At 64.7% G+C, this 17,763-nt stretch carries 23 protein-coding genes; 13 read left to right on the top strand and 10 right to left on the bottom strand.

Annotation, left to right across the window (positions count from 1 at the left end):
• Nucleotides 1-70: 70 nt before the first annotated feature.
• Nucleotides 71-904, top strand: a complete 834-nt coding sequence (locus tag FJT57_RS14185) for an NAD+ synthase (protein WP_144906349.1) — start codon at nt 71-73, stop codon at nt 902-904.
• Between the two features lie 97 nt (nt 905-1,001).
• Entirely contained in the window at nt 1,002-1,250 is a 249-nt protein-coding gene (locus FJT57_RS14190) for a DUF7533 family protein (protein ID WP_144906351.1), read from the top strand.
• A gap of 56 nt (nt 1,251-1,306) precedes the next feature.
• Here FJT57_RS14190 and FJT57_RS14195 read toward each other — a convergent pair whose 3' ends face one another.
• The 7 genes from FJT57_RS14195 to FJT57_RS14225 form a co-directional block, all read right to left on the bottom strand.
• Nucleotides 1,307-2,587, bottom strand: a complete 1,281-nt coding sequence (locus FJT57_RS14195) for a M24 family metallopeptidase (RefSeq protein ID WP_144906353.1) — start codon at nt 2,585-2,587, stop codon at nt 1,307-1,309.
• Nucleotides 2,588-2,591: 4 nt separating this feature from the next.
• Entirely contained in the window at nt 2,592-4,448 is a 1,857-nt protein-coding gene (locus FJT57_RS14200; RefSeq protein WP_144906355.1) for a UvrD-helicase domain-containing protein, read from the bottom strand.
• A gap of 73 nt (nt 4,449-4,521) precedes the next feature.
• On the bottom strand, nt 4,522-4,704 hold the full coding sequence (locus tag FJT57_RS14205) for an HVO_0416 family zinc finger protein (RefSeq protein WP_203229195.1): 183 nt from the start codon (nt 4,702-4,704) through the stop codon (nt 4,522-4,524).
• A 139-nt stretch (nt 4,705-4,843) separates the two neighbouring features.
• Nucleotides 4,844-6,406, bottom strand: coding sequence for a carboxypeptidase M32 (locus FJT57_RS14210; protein WP_144906359.1), 1,563 nt, complete (start codon nt 6,404-6,406; stop codon nt 4,844-4,846).
• Nucleotides 6,407-6,483: 77 nt separating this feature from the next.
• Nucleotides 6,484-7,614 carry a M20 family metallopeptidase gene (locus tag FJT57_RS14215; RefSeq protein ID WP_238994008.1) on the bottom strand — a complete coding sequence of 377 codons (1,131 nt, stop codon included), beginning with the start codon at nt 7,612-7,614 and terminating at the stop codon, nt 6,484-6,486.
• Between the two features lie 397 nt (nt 7,615-8,011).
• On the bottom strand, nt 8,012-8,608 hold the full coding sequence (gene pdxT, locus FJT57_RS14220) for a pyridoxal 5'-phosphate synthase glutaminase subunit PdxT (protein ID WP_144906363.1): 597 nt from the start codon (nt 8,606-8,608) through the stop codon (nt 8,012-8,014).
• A gap of 111 nt (nt 8,609-8,719) precedes the next feature.
• The gene (locus FJT57_RS14225; protein ID WP_144906365.1) at nt 8,720-8,884 is read right to left on the bottom strand and encodes a preprotein translocase subunit Sec61beta; all 165 of its coding nucleotides are present in this window, start codon (nt 8,882-8,884) and stop codon (nt 8,720-8,722) included.
• Between the two features lie 168 nt (nt 8,885-9,052).
• Between FJT57_RS14225 and trxA the strand changes: the two genes are divergently transcribed.
• Together trxA and FJT57_RS14235 are read left to right on the top strand one after the other, a co-directional pair.
• Nucleotides 9,053-9,331 (top strand): thioredoxin, encoded by a 279-nt coding sequence (gene trxA, locus FJT57_RS14230; RefSeq protein WP_144906367.1) that lies wholly within the window; start codon nt 9,053-9,055, stop codon nt 9,329-9,331.
• Nucleotides 9,332-9,509: 178 nt separating this feature from the next.
• The gene (locus tag FJT57_RS14235) at nt 9,510-9,659 is read left to right on the top strand and encodes a 50S ribosomal protein L40e (protein ID WP_144906369.1); all 150 of its coding nucleotides are present in this window, start codon (nt 9,510-9,512) and stop codon (nt 9,657-9,659) included.
• Nucleotides 9,660-9,694: 35 nt separating this feature from the next.
• On the opposite strand, the gene FJT57_RS14240 is transcribed toward FJT57_RS14235, so the two are convergent.
• Both FJT57_RS14240 and FJT57_RS14245 read right to left on the bottom strand, forming a co-directional pair.
• Nucleotides 9,695-10,327, bottom strand: a complete 633-nt coding sequence (locus FJT57_RS14240; protein ID WP_144906371.1) for an MBL fold metallo-hydrolase — start codon at nt 10,325-10,327, stop codon at nt 9,695-9,697.
• Between the two features lie 65 nt (nt 10,328-10,392).
• On the bottom strand, nt 10,393-11,238 hold the full coding sequence (locus tag FJT57_RS14245) for a hypothetical protein (protein ID WP_144906373.1): 846 nt from the start codon (nt 11,236-11,238) through the stop codon (nt 10,393-10,395).
• Between the two features lie 245 nt (nt 11,239-11,483).
• On the opposite strand from FJT57_RS14245, the gene FJT57_RS14250 reads away from it, so the two are divergent.
• The 8 genes from FJT57_RS14250 (at nt 11,484) to FJT57_RS14285 (ending at nt 16,458) form a co-directional block, all read left to right on the top strand.
• Complete coding sequence (locus tag FJT57_RS14250; RefSeq protein ID WP_162524369.1) at nt 11,484-11,900, top strand: winged helix-turn-helix domain-containing protein; 417 nt, start codon at nt 11,484-11,486, stop codon at nt 11,898-11,900.
• A 5-nt stretch (nt 11,901-11,905) separates the two neighbouring features.
• Nucleotides 11,906-12,271 (top strand): DUF7521 family protein, encoded by a 366-nt coding sequence (locus tag FJT57_RS14255; RefSeq protein WP_144906377.1) that lies wholly within the window; start codon nt 11,906-11,908, stop codon nt 12,269-12,271.
• 319 nt (nt 12,272-12,590) lie between these two features.
• The gene (locus FJT57_RS14260; protein WP_144906379.1) at nt 12,591-12,773 is read left to right on the top strand and encodes a DUF5786 family protein; all 183 of its coding nucleotides are present in this window, start codon (nt 12,591-12,593) and stop codon (nt 12,771-12,773) included.
• Nucleotides 12,774-12,812: 39 nt separating this feature from the next.
• Nucleotides 12,813-13,457: an endonuclease dU gene (locus tag FJT57_RS14265; protein ID WP_144906381.1), complete on the top strand. Its 645-nt coding sequence runs from the start codon at nt 12,813-12,815 to the stop codon at nt 13,455-13,457.
• A gap of 139 nt (nt 13,458-13,596) precedes the next feature.
• Nucleotides 13,597-14,184: a uracil-DNA glycosylase gene (locus FJT57_RS14270; RefSeq protein WP_144906551.1), complete on the top strand. Its 588-nt coding sequence runs from the start codon at nt 13,597-13,599 to the stop codon at nt 14,182-14,184.
• Nucleotides 14,185-14,324: 140 nt separating this feature from the next.
• The gene (gene hisH, locus FJT57_RS14275) at nt 14,325-14,969 is read left to right on the top strand and encodes an imidazole glycerol phosphate synthase subunit HisH (RefSeq protein ID WP_144906382.1); all 645 of its coding nucleotides are present in this window, start codon (nt 14,325-14,327) and stop codon (nt 14,967-14,969) included.
• Nucleotides 14,970-15,080: 111 nt separating this feature from the next.
• Nucleotides 15,081-15,887 carry a prephenate dehydratase gene (gene pheA, locus FJT57_RS14280; RefSeq protein WP_144906385.1) on the top strand — a complete coding sequence of 269 codons (807 nt, stop codon included), beginning with the start codon at nt 15,081-15,083 and terminating at the stop codon, nt 15,885-15,887.
• A 130-nt stretch (nt 15,888-16,017) separates the two neighbouring features.
• Nucleotides 16,018-16,458 (top strand): Hsp20/alpha crystallin family protein, encoded by a 441-nt coding sequence (locus tag FJT57_RS14285; RefSeq protein WP_144906387.1) that lies wholly within the window; start codon nt 16,018-16,020, stop codon nt 16,456-16,458.
• 90 nt (nt 16,459-16,548) lie between these two features.
• Here FJT57_RS14285 and FJT57_RS14290 read toward each other — a convergent pair whose 3' ends face one another.
• Entirely contained in the window at nt 16,549-16,971 is a 423-nt protein-coding gene (locus FJT57_RS14290; protein WP_144906389.1) for a UPF0146 family protein, read from the bottom strand.
• 39 nt (nt 16,972-17,010) lie between these two features.
• Between FJT57_RS14290 and FJT57_RS14295 the strand changes: the two genes are divergently transcribed.
• Nucleotides 17,011-17,532 (top strand): archaemetzincin family Zn-dependent metalloprotease, encoded by a 522-nt coding sequence (locus tag FJT57_RS14295; RefSeq protein ID WP_144906391.1) that lies wholly within the window; start codon nt 17,011-17,013, stop codon nt 17,530-17,532.
• The last annotated feature ends 231 nt before the right edge of the window (nt 17,533-17,763 follow it).

The following is a 17,763-nucleotide window of genomic DNA, read 5'->3' on the forward strand; positions in this document are numbered from 1 at the left end:
AAGTGTACGATCGTCCATCAATACGCCGGAACGGGTGAGTATTAGTGCCCCGCGACGGTATCAGTATCCGATGACTACGGAGCAACCGGTCCTCGAAGAGGACGCACCGCTCGATCTTCGCCTTTCCACGGCGGAACTCGACGCGACGGTCGACCACCTCACTGCGTTCCTCCGCGACGTCGTCGACGACGCGGGCGCCGGCGGTGCCGTTCTCGGCCTCTCCGGCGGGATCGACAGCACGACGGTGGCGTATCTCGCGGCCGAGGCCTTGGATTCGGAGAACGTCCACGGCCTCGTGATGCCGTCCGTCGCGAACACCGAGGACAATATGAGCGACGCCGAGTGGGTCGCCCAGGAACTCGGAATGGAGTACGACCTCGTCGAGGTTCAGCCCATCGCTGAGACGTTCTTCGGGACCTTCCCCGAGGCCGCGGACGACCGGATGGCCGCCGGGAACGTCTACGTCCGCGTCCGCGGGGTGTTGAACTACTTCGTCGCGAACCACGAGGGCAAGGTCGTCCTCGGCACGGGCAACCGCTCGGAGGCGCTGACGGGCTACTTCACGAAGTACGGCGATCAGGCCGTCGACTGCAACCCGATCGGCAACCTCTACAAACAGCAGGTCCGACAGCTCGCGGCGCACCTGGGCGCACCGGAGGAACTGGTGATGAAGACGCCCTCCGCGGAGATGTGGAGCGGTCAGACCGACGAGGAGGAGATGGGAATCGGATACGACACCCTCGATGCGATTCTCGCGCTCCACGTCGACGGCCCGCTGTCGACGGCCGCGACGGTTCGCCACCTCGACGTCACCGAAGCGCAGGTCGAGCGCGTCGTCGAACTCTACGAGCGCAGCGCTCACAAGCGTGAGATGCCGCCCGCTCCGGAGCCGCTGCACCGGTAGGGAGTTCTCGATACCCCCACTGATTCGACCGCGATCCTCGATACCCTCTCTGCTTCGACCGCGATTCTTTTATCCCGACGCGCCCACTTCTCACACGATGCGTCTCGGTATTCTCGGAACCATCCAACTGGCGGCGACGCTCATCTTCGCGGCACCGGTCGGCATCTTCGGCGTCACCCGACTCGTCGAGGGCGACACGCTCATCGGCGGCGGGGCGGTCGCGATCGCCGCCGCAATGGTCCTCCTTCCCCACTACCTCACCACGCCCACCGACATCCCGATGAAAGTCGGCGAGCGCGTCGTCAGCGCGGTCGTGAAAGAACCCGACGACGACGAGGCGTCGTAGTCGGCTCGGCGATTCTCCTGTTCCGAGCCGGTGCGTCCGTAATCCGCCGATCAGAGCTACTCTCGCGGCGTGAACGCCCGTTCGCCCCCGCCGATCCGTTCGTACCCCTCGTCCGTGACGACGATGAGTTCGCTCAGGCGGACCTGACCGTGGTCGCCGTCGGTCACCGACGGGCTAACGGCGAGGATGCCGCCGGACTCGAGCGTCGCCCCTGACTGCGCCCGTGGTCGTTCCCGACGCGACAGCCCGACGCCGTGGACGATCTCTGTGGGGTCCGAGTCGGAATCAGTATTGCCTCCACTGGTCGGACCGAACCCGAACGCCGCCAGTTCGGCGGTGGCCTCTCGGCCGACGTCGGCGACTGCGGCCCCCGGTTCGATCTCGCCGAGCGCGGCGTCGAGTGCCGCCTCGCTCGCGACGTACGCGCGACGCTCCCAGCCGCCGTCGCTGTCGACGACGAACGTTCGAGAGAGCCGTCCGTGGTAGCCGCTCGGCCCGCGCGGAGCGACGTCGACGACGACCGACTCGTCCCTGTGGGCGACACCGTCCGCTCGCGGGGCATTCCCCGTGATCGCTTCGGATACGTCGCTCGACCCGGCCACACCGGTCGCTCCAGTCACGACAGTCGATCCGACCGCGACGCTCGTGTTCCCCGCGTCGCTGACGCCGCCGCGAGCGAGTTCGGCGTTCACTTCTCGACGGAGTCGTTCGGCGGTGAGCGGTCGTCCCTTCCATAACAGTTCGTCGGCCGCTCCCGACTCGGCCGCTGCGAGGATCCGCTCGCCGCGTCGAACGCCCCGCTCGGCAGCCCGCTGGACGGACTGAATGGCCTCGATCTCCGCGTCTGTTTTCGTCGTTCTCGCCTCCCCGACGGCCGTCGTCGAACGCAGTTCGTAGCCCGCGCGTTCGAGATAAATCGCGGCGTCGTGTGGGATTGTCGGCGGCACGAGGACGGTCGGCGCTCGGTCGTCGCTCGCAGGGTCGGCTTCGCGCGCGGAATCCAGCACGGCGGCGGCGCGCTCGCCCGGGTGGTCGGCGGGGCGCGCAGTGGCGATCCGCCCGTCGAACTGACGGCGCGCACGAGCCACGCAATCGGCGGGTGGGCACAGCACCCGTTCGCCTCCCGTGTGCACGTACGCGTAGCGGTCTTCGGGACCGCGGAAGCGCGTGAGATACCGGAGGTCGGCGTCGAGGCCCCCGCCGACAGCGACGTATCCCACCGCGTCTCGCTCGTCGATTTCGACATCGAGGAACGTGCCGTCGGTAGCGGGTGTGGCTACCTGTCCGATCGGACCGCGCTCGGCGACCGCCTCAGCCGGATCGCTCTCGTGGGTCACTCGCCTACGCGTCGGGTTCCGGCATCGGAACGTCCCCGTCCTGAGCGTCGTTGAGGAGGTCCTCGATCGACTCCTCGCGAATCTCGTTGTGCAGCAGGACGCTCACCGGGAGCGTCGGCGCGCCGCTGACGAGGTTTTCGAGGAGGATGAGCCGCTCTCGCGCACGCGACATCCCGACGTAAAACACGCGCCGCTCGTTGTCCGTGAGGATCGGCACGGGATCCGTCGTCGAGGTGAACTCCTCGACGCCGGGGACGTCCTCGTCCTCGACCGACGCGGCCATCTGCTCGACGACCTTCTCGGTCAGGTCGGTCGCGACGAAGACGTGGTCGGCCTCGCGACCCTTCGCGGAGTGGATCGTCCCGATCCGGACGCGATTGGGGTCCATCCCCTGGTACTCGCCGGAGAAGTACGCCTCGACTGACTTCCGCTGGAACGAGGTGACCTTCCGGAGCATATCCCCCGCGTCCTTCGTGTCGGGGGCGAACGGCGCGAACTCCGAGATCACGTCGGGATCGACTTTGAGGTCCGTCAGGTCCTCGACGCCCGCGTTCTCCTGGAGTTCGTCGATGCGATCGAACAGTTCGTCCCGGTCGTTCGCGCCGAATGCCGAGTCCTGCAGCATATCCGCGAGCCGCCGCGCCTGCAGCCCGTCGAGATCATCGCCGCGTTCGAGCGCCTCGACGGCGCGGACGTACTGCGTCAGTCGATCGGTCCACATCCGCTGGTCGGTGAGCGCCGAGAAGGGCATCCCCAGCGGGAGGAACTCGTCGATGAACTGGAACAGCTGATACCGCGCGCGGAACAGGACCATAATCGTCTCGTCGTCGTCGCCCTCCTCGATCGTGTACCGGACGTTCCGCGCGAGATCCAGCATCGACGGCGACTCGATTCCCTCGACGACGCCGCCCTCCTTTCGCGGGCGGAGATCCTTCTCCTGGCGCTTGTCGATGTGCCGGATCTCCTGATTGACGACGTTGAGAACCCGCGACGGGAGTCGGTAGGAGTTCGGCAGGACCACGTCCTCGTCGCGGTCGGCGTCGAGCAGGAGATTGGGGTCTGCGCCCTGCCAGGCGTAGACGACCTGGTCGTCGTCACCGGCGATGAGGACGCGCTTCATATGCGGCTTCCACTCCTCGTAGACGTCGTACTGGAGGGTCGTGATGTCCTGGAACTCGTCGATGACGAGGTAGTCGACGTGCGGGACGAGCGAGCGTTGCTTCACGCGCTCGAGCATATCCGCGAAGCCGACGAGCCCGTGTTCGCCCTTGTAGGACCGCCACGCGCGGATGACGTCGGGCACGTCGATCCGGTCGTCGTCCGCCGACCACGTCGGCGTGTACTTGTTGCCCTCCTGGGCGTTCGGATCGATCTCGGGCGGGAGTCGAACCTCCTCGACGTTCCACTGGAAGGGCACGTCGTACCAGTCGGAGACGTCGCGGCGCGTTCGCTGCAGCCACTGGCTCGTCGCGATGATCTTGTTCCCGATCGTCGTCGAGCGCGCGGTTCGACGGCCCGCACCGCCGTACTCGTCTTCGAACTCGATGCCGTAGTCCTCGCAGAACTCCTTTTTGTCCTTCTCGCCGACCACGTCGTTCCGCGAGAGATCCAGGAGTTCGTACGCCTTCGCGTGCATCGTCGCGACGTTGCCCTTCAGCGAGCGCGGCGAGACGTCGAGTCGTTCCGCGAGCCGCTCGCGGACCTCCGCGGCGGCCGCTCGGGTGTACGAAACGACGAGAATGTCGCGGATAGTGATGTCATCGTCTTCGAGGAGTTCGTCAACCCGATCGAGTAACGCCGTCGTCTTCCCGCTGCCGGGGCCACCGAATAGGCGGGTGACCGTCGCGTCCGAGTCGCTCATTGGACACGTTCACGCGCTTGTGCGTGATAAACTACCGGTTTCGAAAAAACCCGTACGGTCGGCTTCGACCCGATCAGATTCGGGGATCCCAGCCGCAGACGGTGCAGTCGGCCGCACCGTCGTCGTGGAGTGCACCGCACTCCGGACACTGTTTCTTGTTATACGACGTCTCCCAGTCTACCGTCTCGATCTCGTGACCGCGGTCGTCGAGGAACTGGTCGAACAGCGCGTCGTCGGAGGTCGGTGCTGAGGCCATACACGCTATGGTATGTCTTACCATTACTTAGTCCTACTGCCGAACCCCGTTCGTCGAGAACGAACTCGAAGCCATCCACCGAGGTTCGAGGCGATTGAACGCAACTCAAAAATCGCTCAGAAGTACGAATTCACCCAAATTACGCCGATTCGAGGTCGTAGAGCGCGCCGTACTTTTCGGTGACGTAGTCGATGAACGCGTCGGCGGTGAAGTCCGATCCCGTCGCGCGCTCGACGAGTTCGTTCGTCTCGTAACGCGCGCCGTGGCGGTGGACGTTCTCCGTCAGCCACTCGTGGAGCGCGTCGAACTCGCCCGCAGCGACGTCGTCGTCCAACGCGCCCAGTTCCGCTTCGGCCGCGGCGTACAACTGTGCCGCCATCGCCGATCCAAGAGAGTACGTCGGGAAGTAGCCGAAGTTGCCGTGGCTCCAGTGGATGTCCTGCAGACAGCCCTCCGAATCCGTCTCGGGCCGAATACCGAGGTACTCCTCGTACTTGTCGTTCCACACTTCGGGGACGTCTGCGACGTCGAGTTCGCCGCGGACCAGCGCGCGCTCGATTTCGAAGCGGACGACGATGTGGAGGTGATAGGTGAGTTCGTCGGCCTCGACGCGGATGAGGTTGTCTTCGTACACCTGATTTGCGGCCTCGTAGGCCTCGCGCGGCGTCACGTCCGAACTCTTCGGGAAGTGCTCTGTGACCGTCGGCAGGAACCCCGTCCAGAACGGTTGGGAGCGCCCGATGTGGTTCTCCCAGAGCCGCGACTGGGACTCGTGGACCGAGAGGTCGCGGTCCTCGCCCAGCGGCGTCCCGTACTGCTCGTCCGGCAGGCCGTGGGTGTAGGTCGCGTGGCCGAACTCGTGGATCGTCGAGGTCAGCGACCCGAGCGGGTCGGATTCGTCGAACCGCGTCGTCACCCGTGCGTCGAACGTCGTCCCGGTCGAGAACGGGTGGGCGGCGGTGTCGAGGCGACCGCGTTCCCACGGGTACCCCAGCGTCGTGAGCACGTCGCGACAGAGCGCCTCCTGCTCTCCTTCGGGATACGTTCCCAGCGAGGTGAACGCGTCGGTCGCGAGGTCGACCTCTGATTCCCTGATCTCCTCGATCATCGGCACGAGCGCCTCCCGAATCGATTCCAGAATGGACTCGGCGCGGTCGAGCGAGAGACACGGCTCGAAATCCTCGAAGAGCACCTCGTAGGGGTCGCGGTCGGGGTCGATGTGCTCGGCGTACTCGCGCTTCAGTTCGACGTGTTTGCGCAGGTACGGCGCGAACTGCTCGAAGTCGTCCTCGGCTTTCGCCGACTCCCACACGGGGAGCGCCTCTGAGGCGGTCGTCGAAATCTCCTCGACGAGCGCCGAGGGAACGGCGACCGCGCGGTCGTGTTGACGGCGGATCTCGCGGACGACGGCCGCCTCTTCGTCGGTCAGATCCCCGCTCACCGTTGTCGATTCGAGGTCGTCGAGCGCGTCGCCCACGTCGTCATCGGTGAGCAGTTCGTGCGCGAGCGACGACAGCGTCGAGATCTGTTGGGACCGCGCGGGCGTCCCTCCTTCGGGCATCATCACCTGCTGGTCCCACCGCAGGATGCCGGTCGCGTTGCGGACGTTCGATATGCGACGGTACGCGTCGAGGAGCGCCTCGTAGGCGTCGGGGCCGGTTTCGTCTGTGTTCCCTCCCGCTTCGCTCGTTCCTGCTGTCATTACCGTATCGCAGATCACGGACAGGTATCAAGCCGACGGCTCTCGTCGCCGCGAGCGCGACGCACTCGACCCGCGTCTCACTCCTGCGGCCAGCGCTCTGCGAGGTCCTGGTAAATCCGCCGACACCGTCTCAACACGTCGATAGAGACGCTTTCGGTGGCCGTGTGAGCCTCGCCCGGCTCGGACGCGCCCACGACGACGCAGTCGGTTCCGGCGGCCGCGAGCCACCCGGCATCGGTCGCGTGCGGTTTCGTGACGTGGTCTGGCGTCGCCGACTGCGCCCCGTCGGCGGCGGCGAGCGCGGCGTCGGCGAACGCCTCGTCGCGACACGCCATCGGCGGGAGGTCCTGATCGACAGTCCACTCGACGCCGTCGACTTCCTCGACCCGTTCGAGCGGCGCTCGCTCGCCGGGCACGGTGCGTTCGTCGACCGTCGCGGTGCAGCGCTCGGGGATGACGTTCCACGCCGTTCCACCCGCGATCTCGGTGACGACGACGCTCCCGCGAACCCGCTCGCCGAGGACCGTCGCCTCCGGTGCGTCGAGACCGCGGACGACGCCGACGGCGTCGCAGGCGCGGTAGACGGCGTTCTCGCCGGACTCGGGTTCGCTCGCGTGGGCGGCAGCTCCGCGCGCCGTGATCGTCGAGCCGCGTCGGCCGCGGTGGGCGATCACGACGTCGGTCTGGTCGTCGCCCGCGTAGTTCGTCGATCCCTCGCCGACGACGGCGTAGTCGGGCGCGAAGCCGTCGGCGATGGCTGCGCGCGCGCCCACGCCTCCCCGCTCCTCGCCGACGAACGAGGCGAAGACGAGTTCGCCCGCCGGGTCGGCGTCGCGGAACGCTACCATTGCAGCCGCCAGCGATCCCTTCATATCGGCCGTGCCGCGGCCGTAGAGTCGCCCGTCGCGTTCGTCGACGACGTACCCGGGGTCGGTTTCGGTACCGTCGACGACCTGTGATTCCTCGGGTGTGACGAGCTGCGAGTCGTCGGGCGCGACGACGTCGTGGTGGCCGACGAGCGCCAGCGACGCCTCCCCGTCGCCGCGTCGCGCGAGGACGTTCCCGCTCCTGTCTCGCGTCACGGCGGCATCGGTTTCCCCGCGCAGCCACGATTCGATGGCGTCGCCGGCGGCGGTCTCGTCCTCGTGACTCGGGATCGAGACCAGCCGTCGGGTTAGCGCCACCAGCTCCGTTCGGTTCGCGCTCACGCTCGGCCTTCGCTCGCGTCGATAGAAAAGCGTCGGGGTCGCAGCCATCGCTGGCGTTCGCGTTCGTCAGAAGCCCCTGGTCTGGGGCAGCGTGTTCCCGTCGATCGGGGGGCAGGCGGTGATTCAACATCTCACCCGAGGATCGAAGTGCCAGAAGCGCGACGATCGGAACGAACCAATGCGAGTCTACGAAGTCAGAGAGGGCGACCCCGACTACGAGAGCGTCGTACGGGCCGGGCACGCCCGCGAAAACCGCGCGTTCGATGGGCGGCAACGTCGACGGCGACCTCGGCGCGGGAGGCGTACCGGTACGTCGATCGGGGAGCACACCAGGGCAAGGTCGTCATCAGCGTCGACTGAATGTGCGCCTGGGCAGTGACTCCCCTTTCTCCGCGTCTCAGGCCTCGACGGCTTGCTCTTCGAAGAACGCGAGGTCGTGGATCCGGCTGTCATCCGTCAGTTCGGGGTGGAACGCGGTCCCGACCACCGGGCCGTCGCGGACGGCGACCGGGCGGCCGTCCCACTCCGCGAGGACGTCGACGCCGTCGCCGATCTCGTCGATGGCGGGCGCGCGGATGAACACCGCGGGGAATGGTTCCCCGAGACCGACGACGTCGAGTGGTGCCTCGAAGCTGTCGACTTGTCGACCGAACGCGTTGCGGTCGACGCTCACGTCGAGGAGGTCGAGCGTGTCGACGCGCTCGTCGTTGGCGTCTCGGGAGGCGACGATGAGGCCCGCACAGGTCGCGAGGACCGGCTTGCCCGCGGCGACGTGCTCGCGGACCTCCGCGTCGATTCCCTCGCGGGCCAAGAGCCGGGAGATGGCCGTCGACTCGCCGCCGGGGAGCAACAGCACGTCGCAGTCGGGGACGCGCCCGGACTGTCTGATCTCGACGACGTCGACCTCTTCGCCGTGCGCCTCGGCGGCGCGCCGGATGGCCGCTGCGTGCTCTGTGACGTCGCCCTGGACGGCGACGACACCCGCTCGTAACATACCCGTCGCTCGGGGTCGAATCGACAAAAAGCGTCCGTTGTTCGCGCGCGGTCTGAACCGGCCGCGATCAGCGGTCTGCGCGGTTTGCGTCTCCTCCGCCGCTCGTCCGACTCAGATCGCGACGGCGTTGAGGAGGAGCACGCCTACACCGAAGAGGAGACCGAATGCGAAGACGGTTTTCGGATCGATGCGGATGGCGTTTCGGTCCTCGGCGTCGAAGTAGCGGACGAGTCCCGCACTGGACATCAACCCGCCGCTGTTCTGGCCACTGCTCATACTCTCCCCTCGTCGGTGGCGCGCCTAAACGTTTCGGATCGCTGGGGTTCGGAACCGATTGACGTGGTTCGAGGCGGTTCTCCCCCGGCGAGTACCGGGTATAAACAAAAAAAACTCGGATGGTGGAAACGCTTATGCGACGCCCCGCGTTACGTCGCTACGCATACGATGACCGTCCGAATACTCGATTTCTACGCCGATTGGTGCGGCCCGTGCAAGAAGCAGGACCCGATTTTAGAGGAGCTGGAAGCCGAATACGGCGACGTCGCGTTCGAGAAGATCGACGTCGACGAGGAACAGGACGTCGCGAACCAGTACCAGGTCCGGTCGCTCCCGACGATCGTGATCGAACGCGACGGCGAGATCGTCGACCGGTTCGTCGGCTTCACACAGCGCGAGGACATCGAAGCGGCGCTCGACGGTGCCGCACAGCCCGCAGGCGCGTAATCGCTTTTCACTTCGATCGTTGTAGCTTCACTTCGATCGTTGTAGCTTCACTTCGATCGTTGTAGCCGTCATCGGAGGCCTCGCTTCCTGCCGTCTCGCGTTCTCGACGCCGCCGACGCACGACACCCCCGTCGACCGTCTCGCAAGCGTTATACTCCCGCATCCGGAAACGATCCGTATGGCTAAGAACGAAGCTGCGGTCGATCGGACGCTGGAAAAGCAGATCTGTATGCGCTGCAACGCCCGCAACCCGCAGCGCGCAACCGCCTGCCGAAAGTGCGGTTACAAGAAACTTCGACCCAAGTCGAAGGAACGCCGCGCGGCGTAGATCGAATCGTCCTCCCGAAGATCGGACTGCACCCCTTATTCGTCGGGATACTTCGGTTCGCGGCGCTCCGCCCGTTCGAGCGCTCGCTCTATGACCTCCCGAACGGAGTCGTTCTCACCCGCCGGATCCGCGCGGTAGACGTCGCCGTGACCCGCATACAGCGCCGCAACCGTGTCTGGGAGACGATCCAGGAGCGTCTCTAAACTCCCGATGAGCCGCTCGCGCGACTGGCCAGGCAGGTCGGTACGGCCGAAACTCCCGTCGTCGAACGCGCCGTCGTTGTAGACGACGACGTCGCCGCTGAACACCCGTTCCTCGCCGACGAACGCGACGTGATCCTCGGCGTGCCCCGGCGTGTACACCACCTCGTAGGGCTCGCCGCACAGATCGACGGTTTGGCCGTCTTCGAGGCCCGCGGTCCGTCGCGGGTGGTCGTCGAAGGCGTAGAGGTCCGCGTCGAAGCGGTCGAGCACCGCGTCGAGTTCGCCGACGTGATCACGGTGCTGGTGCGTGAGGTAGACCGCGTCGAGGTCGTCGACGTGTTCGGCGACGACGGATTCGACGCCCGGCATCGTTCCGGCGTCGACGAGGACGGGATCGGGGCCGTCGAGCAGGTACGCGTTGCAGGTGAACTCCGTTGCACCCTCGGTGACCGTGTGGATCTCCATACCCGTTCGTTCCGCCGCGGCGACGAAAAAGTCTCGGCTGTCCGCGTCGGTTGCGCCTCCTCGGTTCACTGAGGGAGATCCGGGTGTCGTCGTAGGTGGTCTGGAAGCCCTCGTCGGGCCAAACTGTCGGCCGCGATCGCTTCTCGACGTTCCTGCCACTCCTCGTGGCGGACCATAATCCACACCGGAATCGCGTCCACGTCTAACAGCTTTGCGATCGCCAATCTGTTCCGTCCGTCGAAAAAGAGGAGGTCCCCCTCTCGGCCGATACAGACCGCGATTTCGTCGAGGGCGGAGGGCGGAGCAGCCCACGGTTGTTCGCTCTCGACGTATCCGTCCGGATTCACGCGCGCCAGTCGGTCGCGCGAGAGATACCCGTAAGACCGTATCGATTCGTAGAGCTCGTCAACCTTCGTACACCGTTGTTCGAACTCCGCTCGGTTCGTACAGCCCCACATCACGACCCCGTCCTCGATGAAACCGACGACGCGGTCGAAAAACTCCGTCTCGGTCCAGGGAACCCCGTGGTCGAAATGGGCCTCGAACGACCGGTAGATCTCCGTGTCTTCGAAACGCGTCTCACACCGGTCCCACTCTCCGCCGCGAACGGTGCCCGCGTACTTGAACTTCGAATCGGGAAACTCCACCGTCTCGTGCGTTTGGCAGGGGTACCCGTCCTTCTCGACCAGGAACTCGATCTGGTCGGGATCGACGCTGACGACCTCGAACGGCGACAGGTTGGTATGGCGTGCGTACTGCAGGGAATCTCTGAAACAGACGAGGGTTCCATAAGTGCGGCGATAGGCCTGCCACCCCTGAAGCACGGGACGGCGAAGCGGCGGGTACCGATCGACGACGTCTCGCCCGAGCGACCGGATGAGCGTTTCGAGATGGGATATGTAGTGTTTCATTCTGTGACTGGACCGCGTGACGGGTTGGGGGGCGCGGTGAGTGCTGATCGGATCTGTCAAGAACTACCCCTACGAGGGAAACGTCTTCGATGACTTTGAAGAAGGTCCTCAGTTACAATTGCTGAAACTGCGATCGTTCGAGGATAGATTACACCGACTCTCTCGGTCTCCGTTACCCGTCTCATCGGACCCGAGAGTCGAGAAAGCGACGTATAACAATGGTGTTGATCCCGGTACCAGCGCGTATGACGGATTCGGACTGGGAGGCTGGAAACCTCCTCGACGTTCTCGGAGATCCACTCTGTCGGCAGGCGCTCGTGATCGCCCACGAATCGCCAGTCTCGGCGACGACATTGGCCAACCGATTGGACGTGTCTCCGCCGACCGTGTACCGACGCGTCAACAGTCTCGTGGAACACGAACTAGTTCAGGAACACCGACGAATCGACGCCGACGGCAACCACTACCGACTGTTCGAAGCCTCGCTGGATCGCGTTGAGATCGCCCTCACGAGGGATGGATACCGGGTCAGTATCCGCCACCGACAGGACCTCGGTGACCGGTTCGACGAGTTCTGGACTGCGTTCGGCTCCTCCGAGTTCCCGAGTCGCACTGAGCGATCGACGGATCACGATTCGAGAACCGACCCCTCACCATTATAACCGAGATGGCTTGGATAGATATCTTCGTCCTCGCAAACATCCTTCAGTTTGCGTTCGGGGTTTCGATCACGGGAATCAGCTACTGGGCGTACCGTTCGAACCACAGGAAAGCCTCGTTCCGAAATTCGACAGTGGGATTTCTCTTCATCACCGTCGGTGGCGTCCTGGCTCCCATCTACGAACTCGGAATCAAATCCGACTACACCATCACCGCCCAGGAACTGCTCAAACTACAGATTATCGAAGGAACGGTGATCGGTGTCGGACTCGCGTTTCTCCTCGTTTCGGTATACAGCCACAGCGGTGGGACCGACCACCATCGACATATCCAACTCGACGTCCGCGACGGAGGGCGGGAGACAGAGCGCTGACGAATGGATATCCCAGCGGACGGCGAGCATTTATCACCTATCGAGCGGCCAGCACCCGCGTGACGTAGATCTTCCCCCGCGTCGGGCCGCGGTTGTCTGGCACGTCGACGCGGGTACAACAGCGACGACGGTAGGCCGAGGATCGTCGTCGACGGCGGGTGCCAGCTGTTCGCCACCTCGTACAGTCGGTTCTGTCGGCTCTCCTCTGTCGATCCACCGGCTCTTCCCCATCCGTTCCGTCGGCTCTTCCCTATCCGTTCCGTCAACTCCCCAATTCCTGCGTGTGTTTTTTGTCGGTCACCCTCGTATTACCACTTGTATGGGATTTGGGAGCTACGACGAGTCCGAACAGGAGAACCAGGACTTCGACACCGATCTCGAAGACGACGATGGGATCGCGACCTCCCAGGCAGACCATCGGGGCGACGTCGAGTTCGAGATCGGCGCGTCGAACGACGAACTCCTGGATCGTCTCAAAGACATCAAAGACGAGGGCGAGTGACGTCTCCACCCGAGTGGCGTCCGAGGGAGTGAGCCCCCGGTGAAGCCCGGTACGCGGGCGCTCGGTATCGCGGAATCGACCGACGAGCGGAGCGGTCGCTGTGTGTTCTGCGGGGCGGTCGTCCGCGCCGACCGCGTCGTCGACGGCGTCGCCTTCGCGACGGCCAGCGTCGGCGGTCTCGACGCTACTGACGCCGTCTGTACGCTGTTCGAGCGACTGCAACGCGAGGATGTCCGGTACCTTCTGGTCTCGGGCGTCGCCCCCGCGTGGTTCAACCTTCTCGATCTGGACCGGATCGCCGCGTCGACGGAGCGTCCGGTACTCTCGGTTTCGTTCGAGGAGAGCCCGGGACTGAATCCCGCGCTTCGCGAGCAGTTCGACGGGGAGGGGCTCGACGACCGCCTCGGGATCTACGAGCGGCTGCCACCGCGTCGCCGCCTCCGCGTGAACGACGAGAGACTGTTCGTCCGATACATCGGTTTCGACGACGGGGAACCGGATACCGACGCCGCCAGCGATGCCGCCAGTGATGACGATGGCGTCCCGGAGGAGATCACGCGCGTCGTTCGCGCGTACACGCCCGTCGGCGGTCGACCGGAACCGATCCGCGTCGCGCGTCTCGCCGCGCGCGCTGCTCGGCAGTGGCGTGCCGAGCCGTTCAAGAACACCGACCGGAGCGAGTAATGGAACGGTGACGCGCTATCGACGCCGACCGTCGCGGGGAACTGCCAGCGCGGACCGTCACGGGTAAGTCGGTTCCGTACGCGCGTCCGGTATGACTGGCGAGGACACCGACACAGTCGGGAACGGCGACGGCGGAGCGATGGACGGACTCGTCGTCCGCGGCTGCGAACGCTGCCCCCAACTCGTCGAGTCGCGCTCGCGGATCGTCAACGGAGTCGGACCCGAAGACGCCGATCTCGTGTTCCTCGGGGAGGCTCCCGGCGCGAACGAGGACGAACGGGGCGAGCCGTTCGTGGGCCGGTCCGGAAGCATCCTCGATGACGCCCTCCGCGATGCGGGACTCGATCGGACCGACGTTCGGATCACGAACTGCGTTCGGTGTCGGCCGCCGGACAACCGCGATCCGATGCGCGAGGAGCTTGCGAACTGCAGGGGGTACCTCGAACGGGAGCTCGACCTCGTCGACCCGGCGCTCGTCGTCACGCTCGGAAAAGTCCCCTCCGAGCACCTGCTGGACCGATCGGTCGCCGTCACGAAGGAGGCGGGCGACGTCGTCGACGTCCGCCTCGGAGAGCGCTCCTACCGCGTTGTCGTCTCCGTGCACCCGGCGGCGACGTTGTACGACGGCAGCCAGCGAGAGACGTTCTTCGAGACGATCGCGCACGCCGCCGACCTCGCTGGCGTCAGTGCCAGCGACAGCGGACAGGCGAACCTCGGCGACTTCTGAGCCGTCGGGGGTTTCTGAGCCGGAGAGAGGCGTTGTGCCGCAGCGGTCTCTGAGCCGCGTCGATTCATCTCCGAGCGAGCCGCCTACCGCCAACGTGGGGTGTCGGAAACGATTTGACCCGCCGCTGCGAACCTGCACGTATGAGCGTTCAGACGGTAGCGGATGTCGTTCTCGTGGATTACGGCCTCGGAAACCTCCGCAGCGCCCAGCGAGGGCTGGAACGCGCCGGTGCGTCGGTGTCGATATCCGACGACCCGGCCGACTTCGAGGCGGTCGACGGGATCGTTCTCCCCGGCGTGGGTGCGTTCAGCGAGGGAATGGAGAACGCCGGGCCGTTCCGCGAGCCGCTCGCGGCGGCCGCCGAACGCGGCCAGCCGATCTTCGGGATCTGCCTCGGGATGCAGATGCTGCTCACGACCAGTGAGGAGGCCGACTACGCCGGACAGGGCCAAGTCGAAGGCCTCGATTTCATCCCCGGAACCAACGTCCGATTCTCTCAGGGACAGAAGGTGCCGCATATGGGATGGAACGAGCTGAACGTCGAGCGCGAGCACCCGCTCGTCGAGGGAATCGACGGCGAGTACGCGTACTTCGTCCACTCCTACTACGCCGAACCCGACGATTCCGAGGCAGTGGTCGCGACGACCGACTACGACGTGACGTTCCCGGCGGTGATCGCCAACGAGACAGGGAACGTCTTCGGCACCCAGTTCCACCCCGAGAAGTCCGGCGAGACCGGGCTTCGAATCCTCCGGAACTTCGTCGACTACTGCGCCGAGCGGTGAGTCCGCTGCGGCGATTTGCAGGCCAACCGCGCCGATTCGTCGACAATCGGCTCCGCGGGTCGGTGCGTTCTCCCCGACGGGCTTTTAGGATCCCACAGAGTACACCGCGCTATGCAGGTTGTCACGTTGGGCCCCGAAGGAACGTACTCCCACCGCGCCGCCCGCGCCGTCGACGAGGACGTCGTGTTCCGCGAGTCGGTCTCGGGAATCGTCGAGGCGGTCGACAGCGGCGAGTACGACCGCGGCGTCGTCCCTATCGAGAACAGCATCGAGGGCAGCGTCACCGAGACGCTCGACGCCATCGCCAACGCGGATATCGCGGTCATTCAAGAGATCGTCACGCCGATCCGACACGCCCTCCTCGCGCAATCGCCGAACTTCGATACGGTCGCTTCGCACTCACAAGCGCTCGCGCAGTGTCGCTCCTACCTCGAACGCGAGTACCCCGACGTCGCGTTAGAACCGGTGGCGAGCACCGCTCGCGGCGTCGAATACGCTCGCGAGGACGCAACCGTCGCGGGAATCGGCCATCCGGACAACGCTGGCGACGACCTCACAGTCATCGCCGAGGACATTCAGGACCGCTCCTCGAACGCGACGCGGTTCCTGGTGATCGCGCCGCTCGAAGAGCGCGCGGACGGCGGCGGCAAGTCCACGGTCGTCGTCTACCCGAACGCGAACTACCCCGGGCTCCTGCTCGAACTGCTCGAAGCGTTCGCCGAGCGCGACATCAACCTCTCGCGGATCGAGTCGCGGCCGAGCGGCAACCGCCTCGGTGACTACCTCTTCCACATCGACTTCGACGCGGGCTTCTACGAGGACCGCGCGCAGGACGCGCTCGAAGACATCGAAGAGATCGCGGAGAACGGCTGGGTCAAGCGACTCGGCTCGTACGACAAGCGCCACGTGCTGTATTAAAACAACCCGATAGAATCTCCGATCCGATGTCGAATTAGGGGTCTTCAGGCGCTATACTGTGTGATCTGCGATCATATATCCTATCAAATTTATTATCCCTGCGGTCGTATCTCTCTGTCGGTGAAATACAATGATGAGACGTTCCCCCAGTTTCGATAACTTCGAGTTTGACGACCTCTTCGACCGGATGTCCCGACAGTTCGAGGAGATGAGCCGCCAGTTCGACGGCACCCGCTCCTTCGGTCGCGAGATGGCCGTCGACCTCCGCGAGGACGCAGAGTCCTTCGTCGCGATCGTCGACCTTCCGGGATTCGAGAAGAGCGATATCGACCTTATGGTGACCGACGAAACGCTGACGATCGAGGCCACTCGCTCCGAAGCCTCCGACGAGGAATCGGAGCACTACGTCCACCGCGAGCGCCGGTCCGACGCGGTCCGTCGCTCGATCCGTCTCCCGTCCTCGGTCCGCGCCGACGACGCGTCGGCGACGTACAACAACGGCGTCCTCTCGGTGACGCTGCCGAAACTCCACGTCGAGGACGAGGACGCTCACCACATCGACGTCGAGTGACCGCTCCGGAGTGACTGCTTCGGAGTGACCGCTTCTGATACCGCTCCCGATTTCTGACGTTTCTCTCCCGGTTTCTCACATTCCGATTTCTCACATTCTCCTCGAGTAGCGCTCACGAGCGACGTAGAGCGTTTCCCCTCCGACGATCGACTCCGTCGAACACGGCACGGCGGGCGAATCGTACCCCAGCGTCGTGAACAGGAAGTCGGCGTCGACAGCGTCGGCGACCGCCCGAGTCGGTCGGTGGAGTTCCGGCGGCAGATTCAATCCGTATATCAGGTCAGCGTGATAGCACTCGCCTGGATCGTCGCGCTCGCTGGCCTCGACGATGTCGTCGCGGACGAACGAAACCGAGTCGGGGACGTCGACTGCGGCCATGTCCGTGGCAGTGACTGTCACTCCCTCTTCGACGAGGCCGACGGCGACCTCCGGACGGCGACCGATCCCGATCTCGACCGCGGTATCGTACGTCGAAAATCGGGCGACTAGGGCGGTATCACGCGGCGTAATCACGGCGCGGTATTTATTAATCCGCCCCGCTTAAGCCCTTCTATGCTCGTCGACATCGTGCCGATCGGGGACCTCTCCGCGCAAGTAAAGCGCGAAGCGTCGGCCGCGCTCAGAGGGGTCTACGACTGCGACGTCACGGTTCAGGAGGAACAGTCGATCCCCGACGGCGCGTTCGACCGCAGTCGGAACCAGTACCGTGCCGAGCAGTTCATCGAACTGGCGAGTCGAGTCGGGACCGGCGAGAAGAACATCGGTATCACCTCCCAGGACCTCTACTACCGACGCCGAAACTACGTTTTCGGGCTCGCATATCTGAACGGTAACGGCTCCGTGATCTCGACGCACCGGCTTCAAACGTCCTCGGACGGCGGGATCACGTCGAAACCCCAATCGGAGGTGTTCGCAGACCGCGTTCGCAAGGAGGTCGTCCACGAGATCGGCCACACGTTCGGCCTCGAACACTGCGATAACAGCAAGTGCGTGATGTCGTTCTCCCCGACGGTCCGCGAAGTCGACGTCAAAGAGGAGAACCTCTGCGGCACGTGTAGTCAGCTTCTGTACTGATTTTCGGATTGTTATCGCTCGCTTCGCTGACGTGGATCTCTTTTATGATCAAAATATAGTCATTTAGCGAGAAATATAGAAAGATTGATTGATAATGGAAGCTTCGTTTTTGGATAACGCCTCGATGATGGATACGCCCCCTCTGGCACTATCGCGAATCGTCTGCGAAAGGTGGCACAGACTGAAGACGCTTCAATGGTCTTCATCGGCAGTGAAAACGCTGGCCGTCTC

Source organism: Halobellus captivus (assembly GCF_007655485.1).
Classification (GTDB): domain Archaea; phylum Halobacteriota; class Halobacteria; order Halobacteriales; family Haloferacaceae; genus Haloquadratum; species Haloquadratum captivum.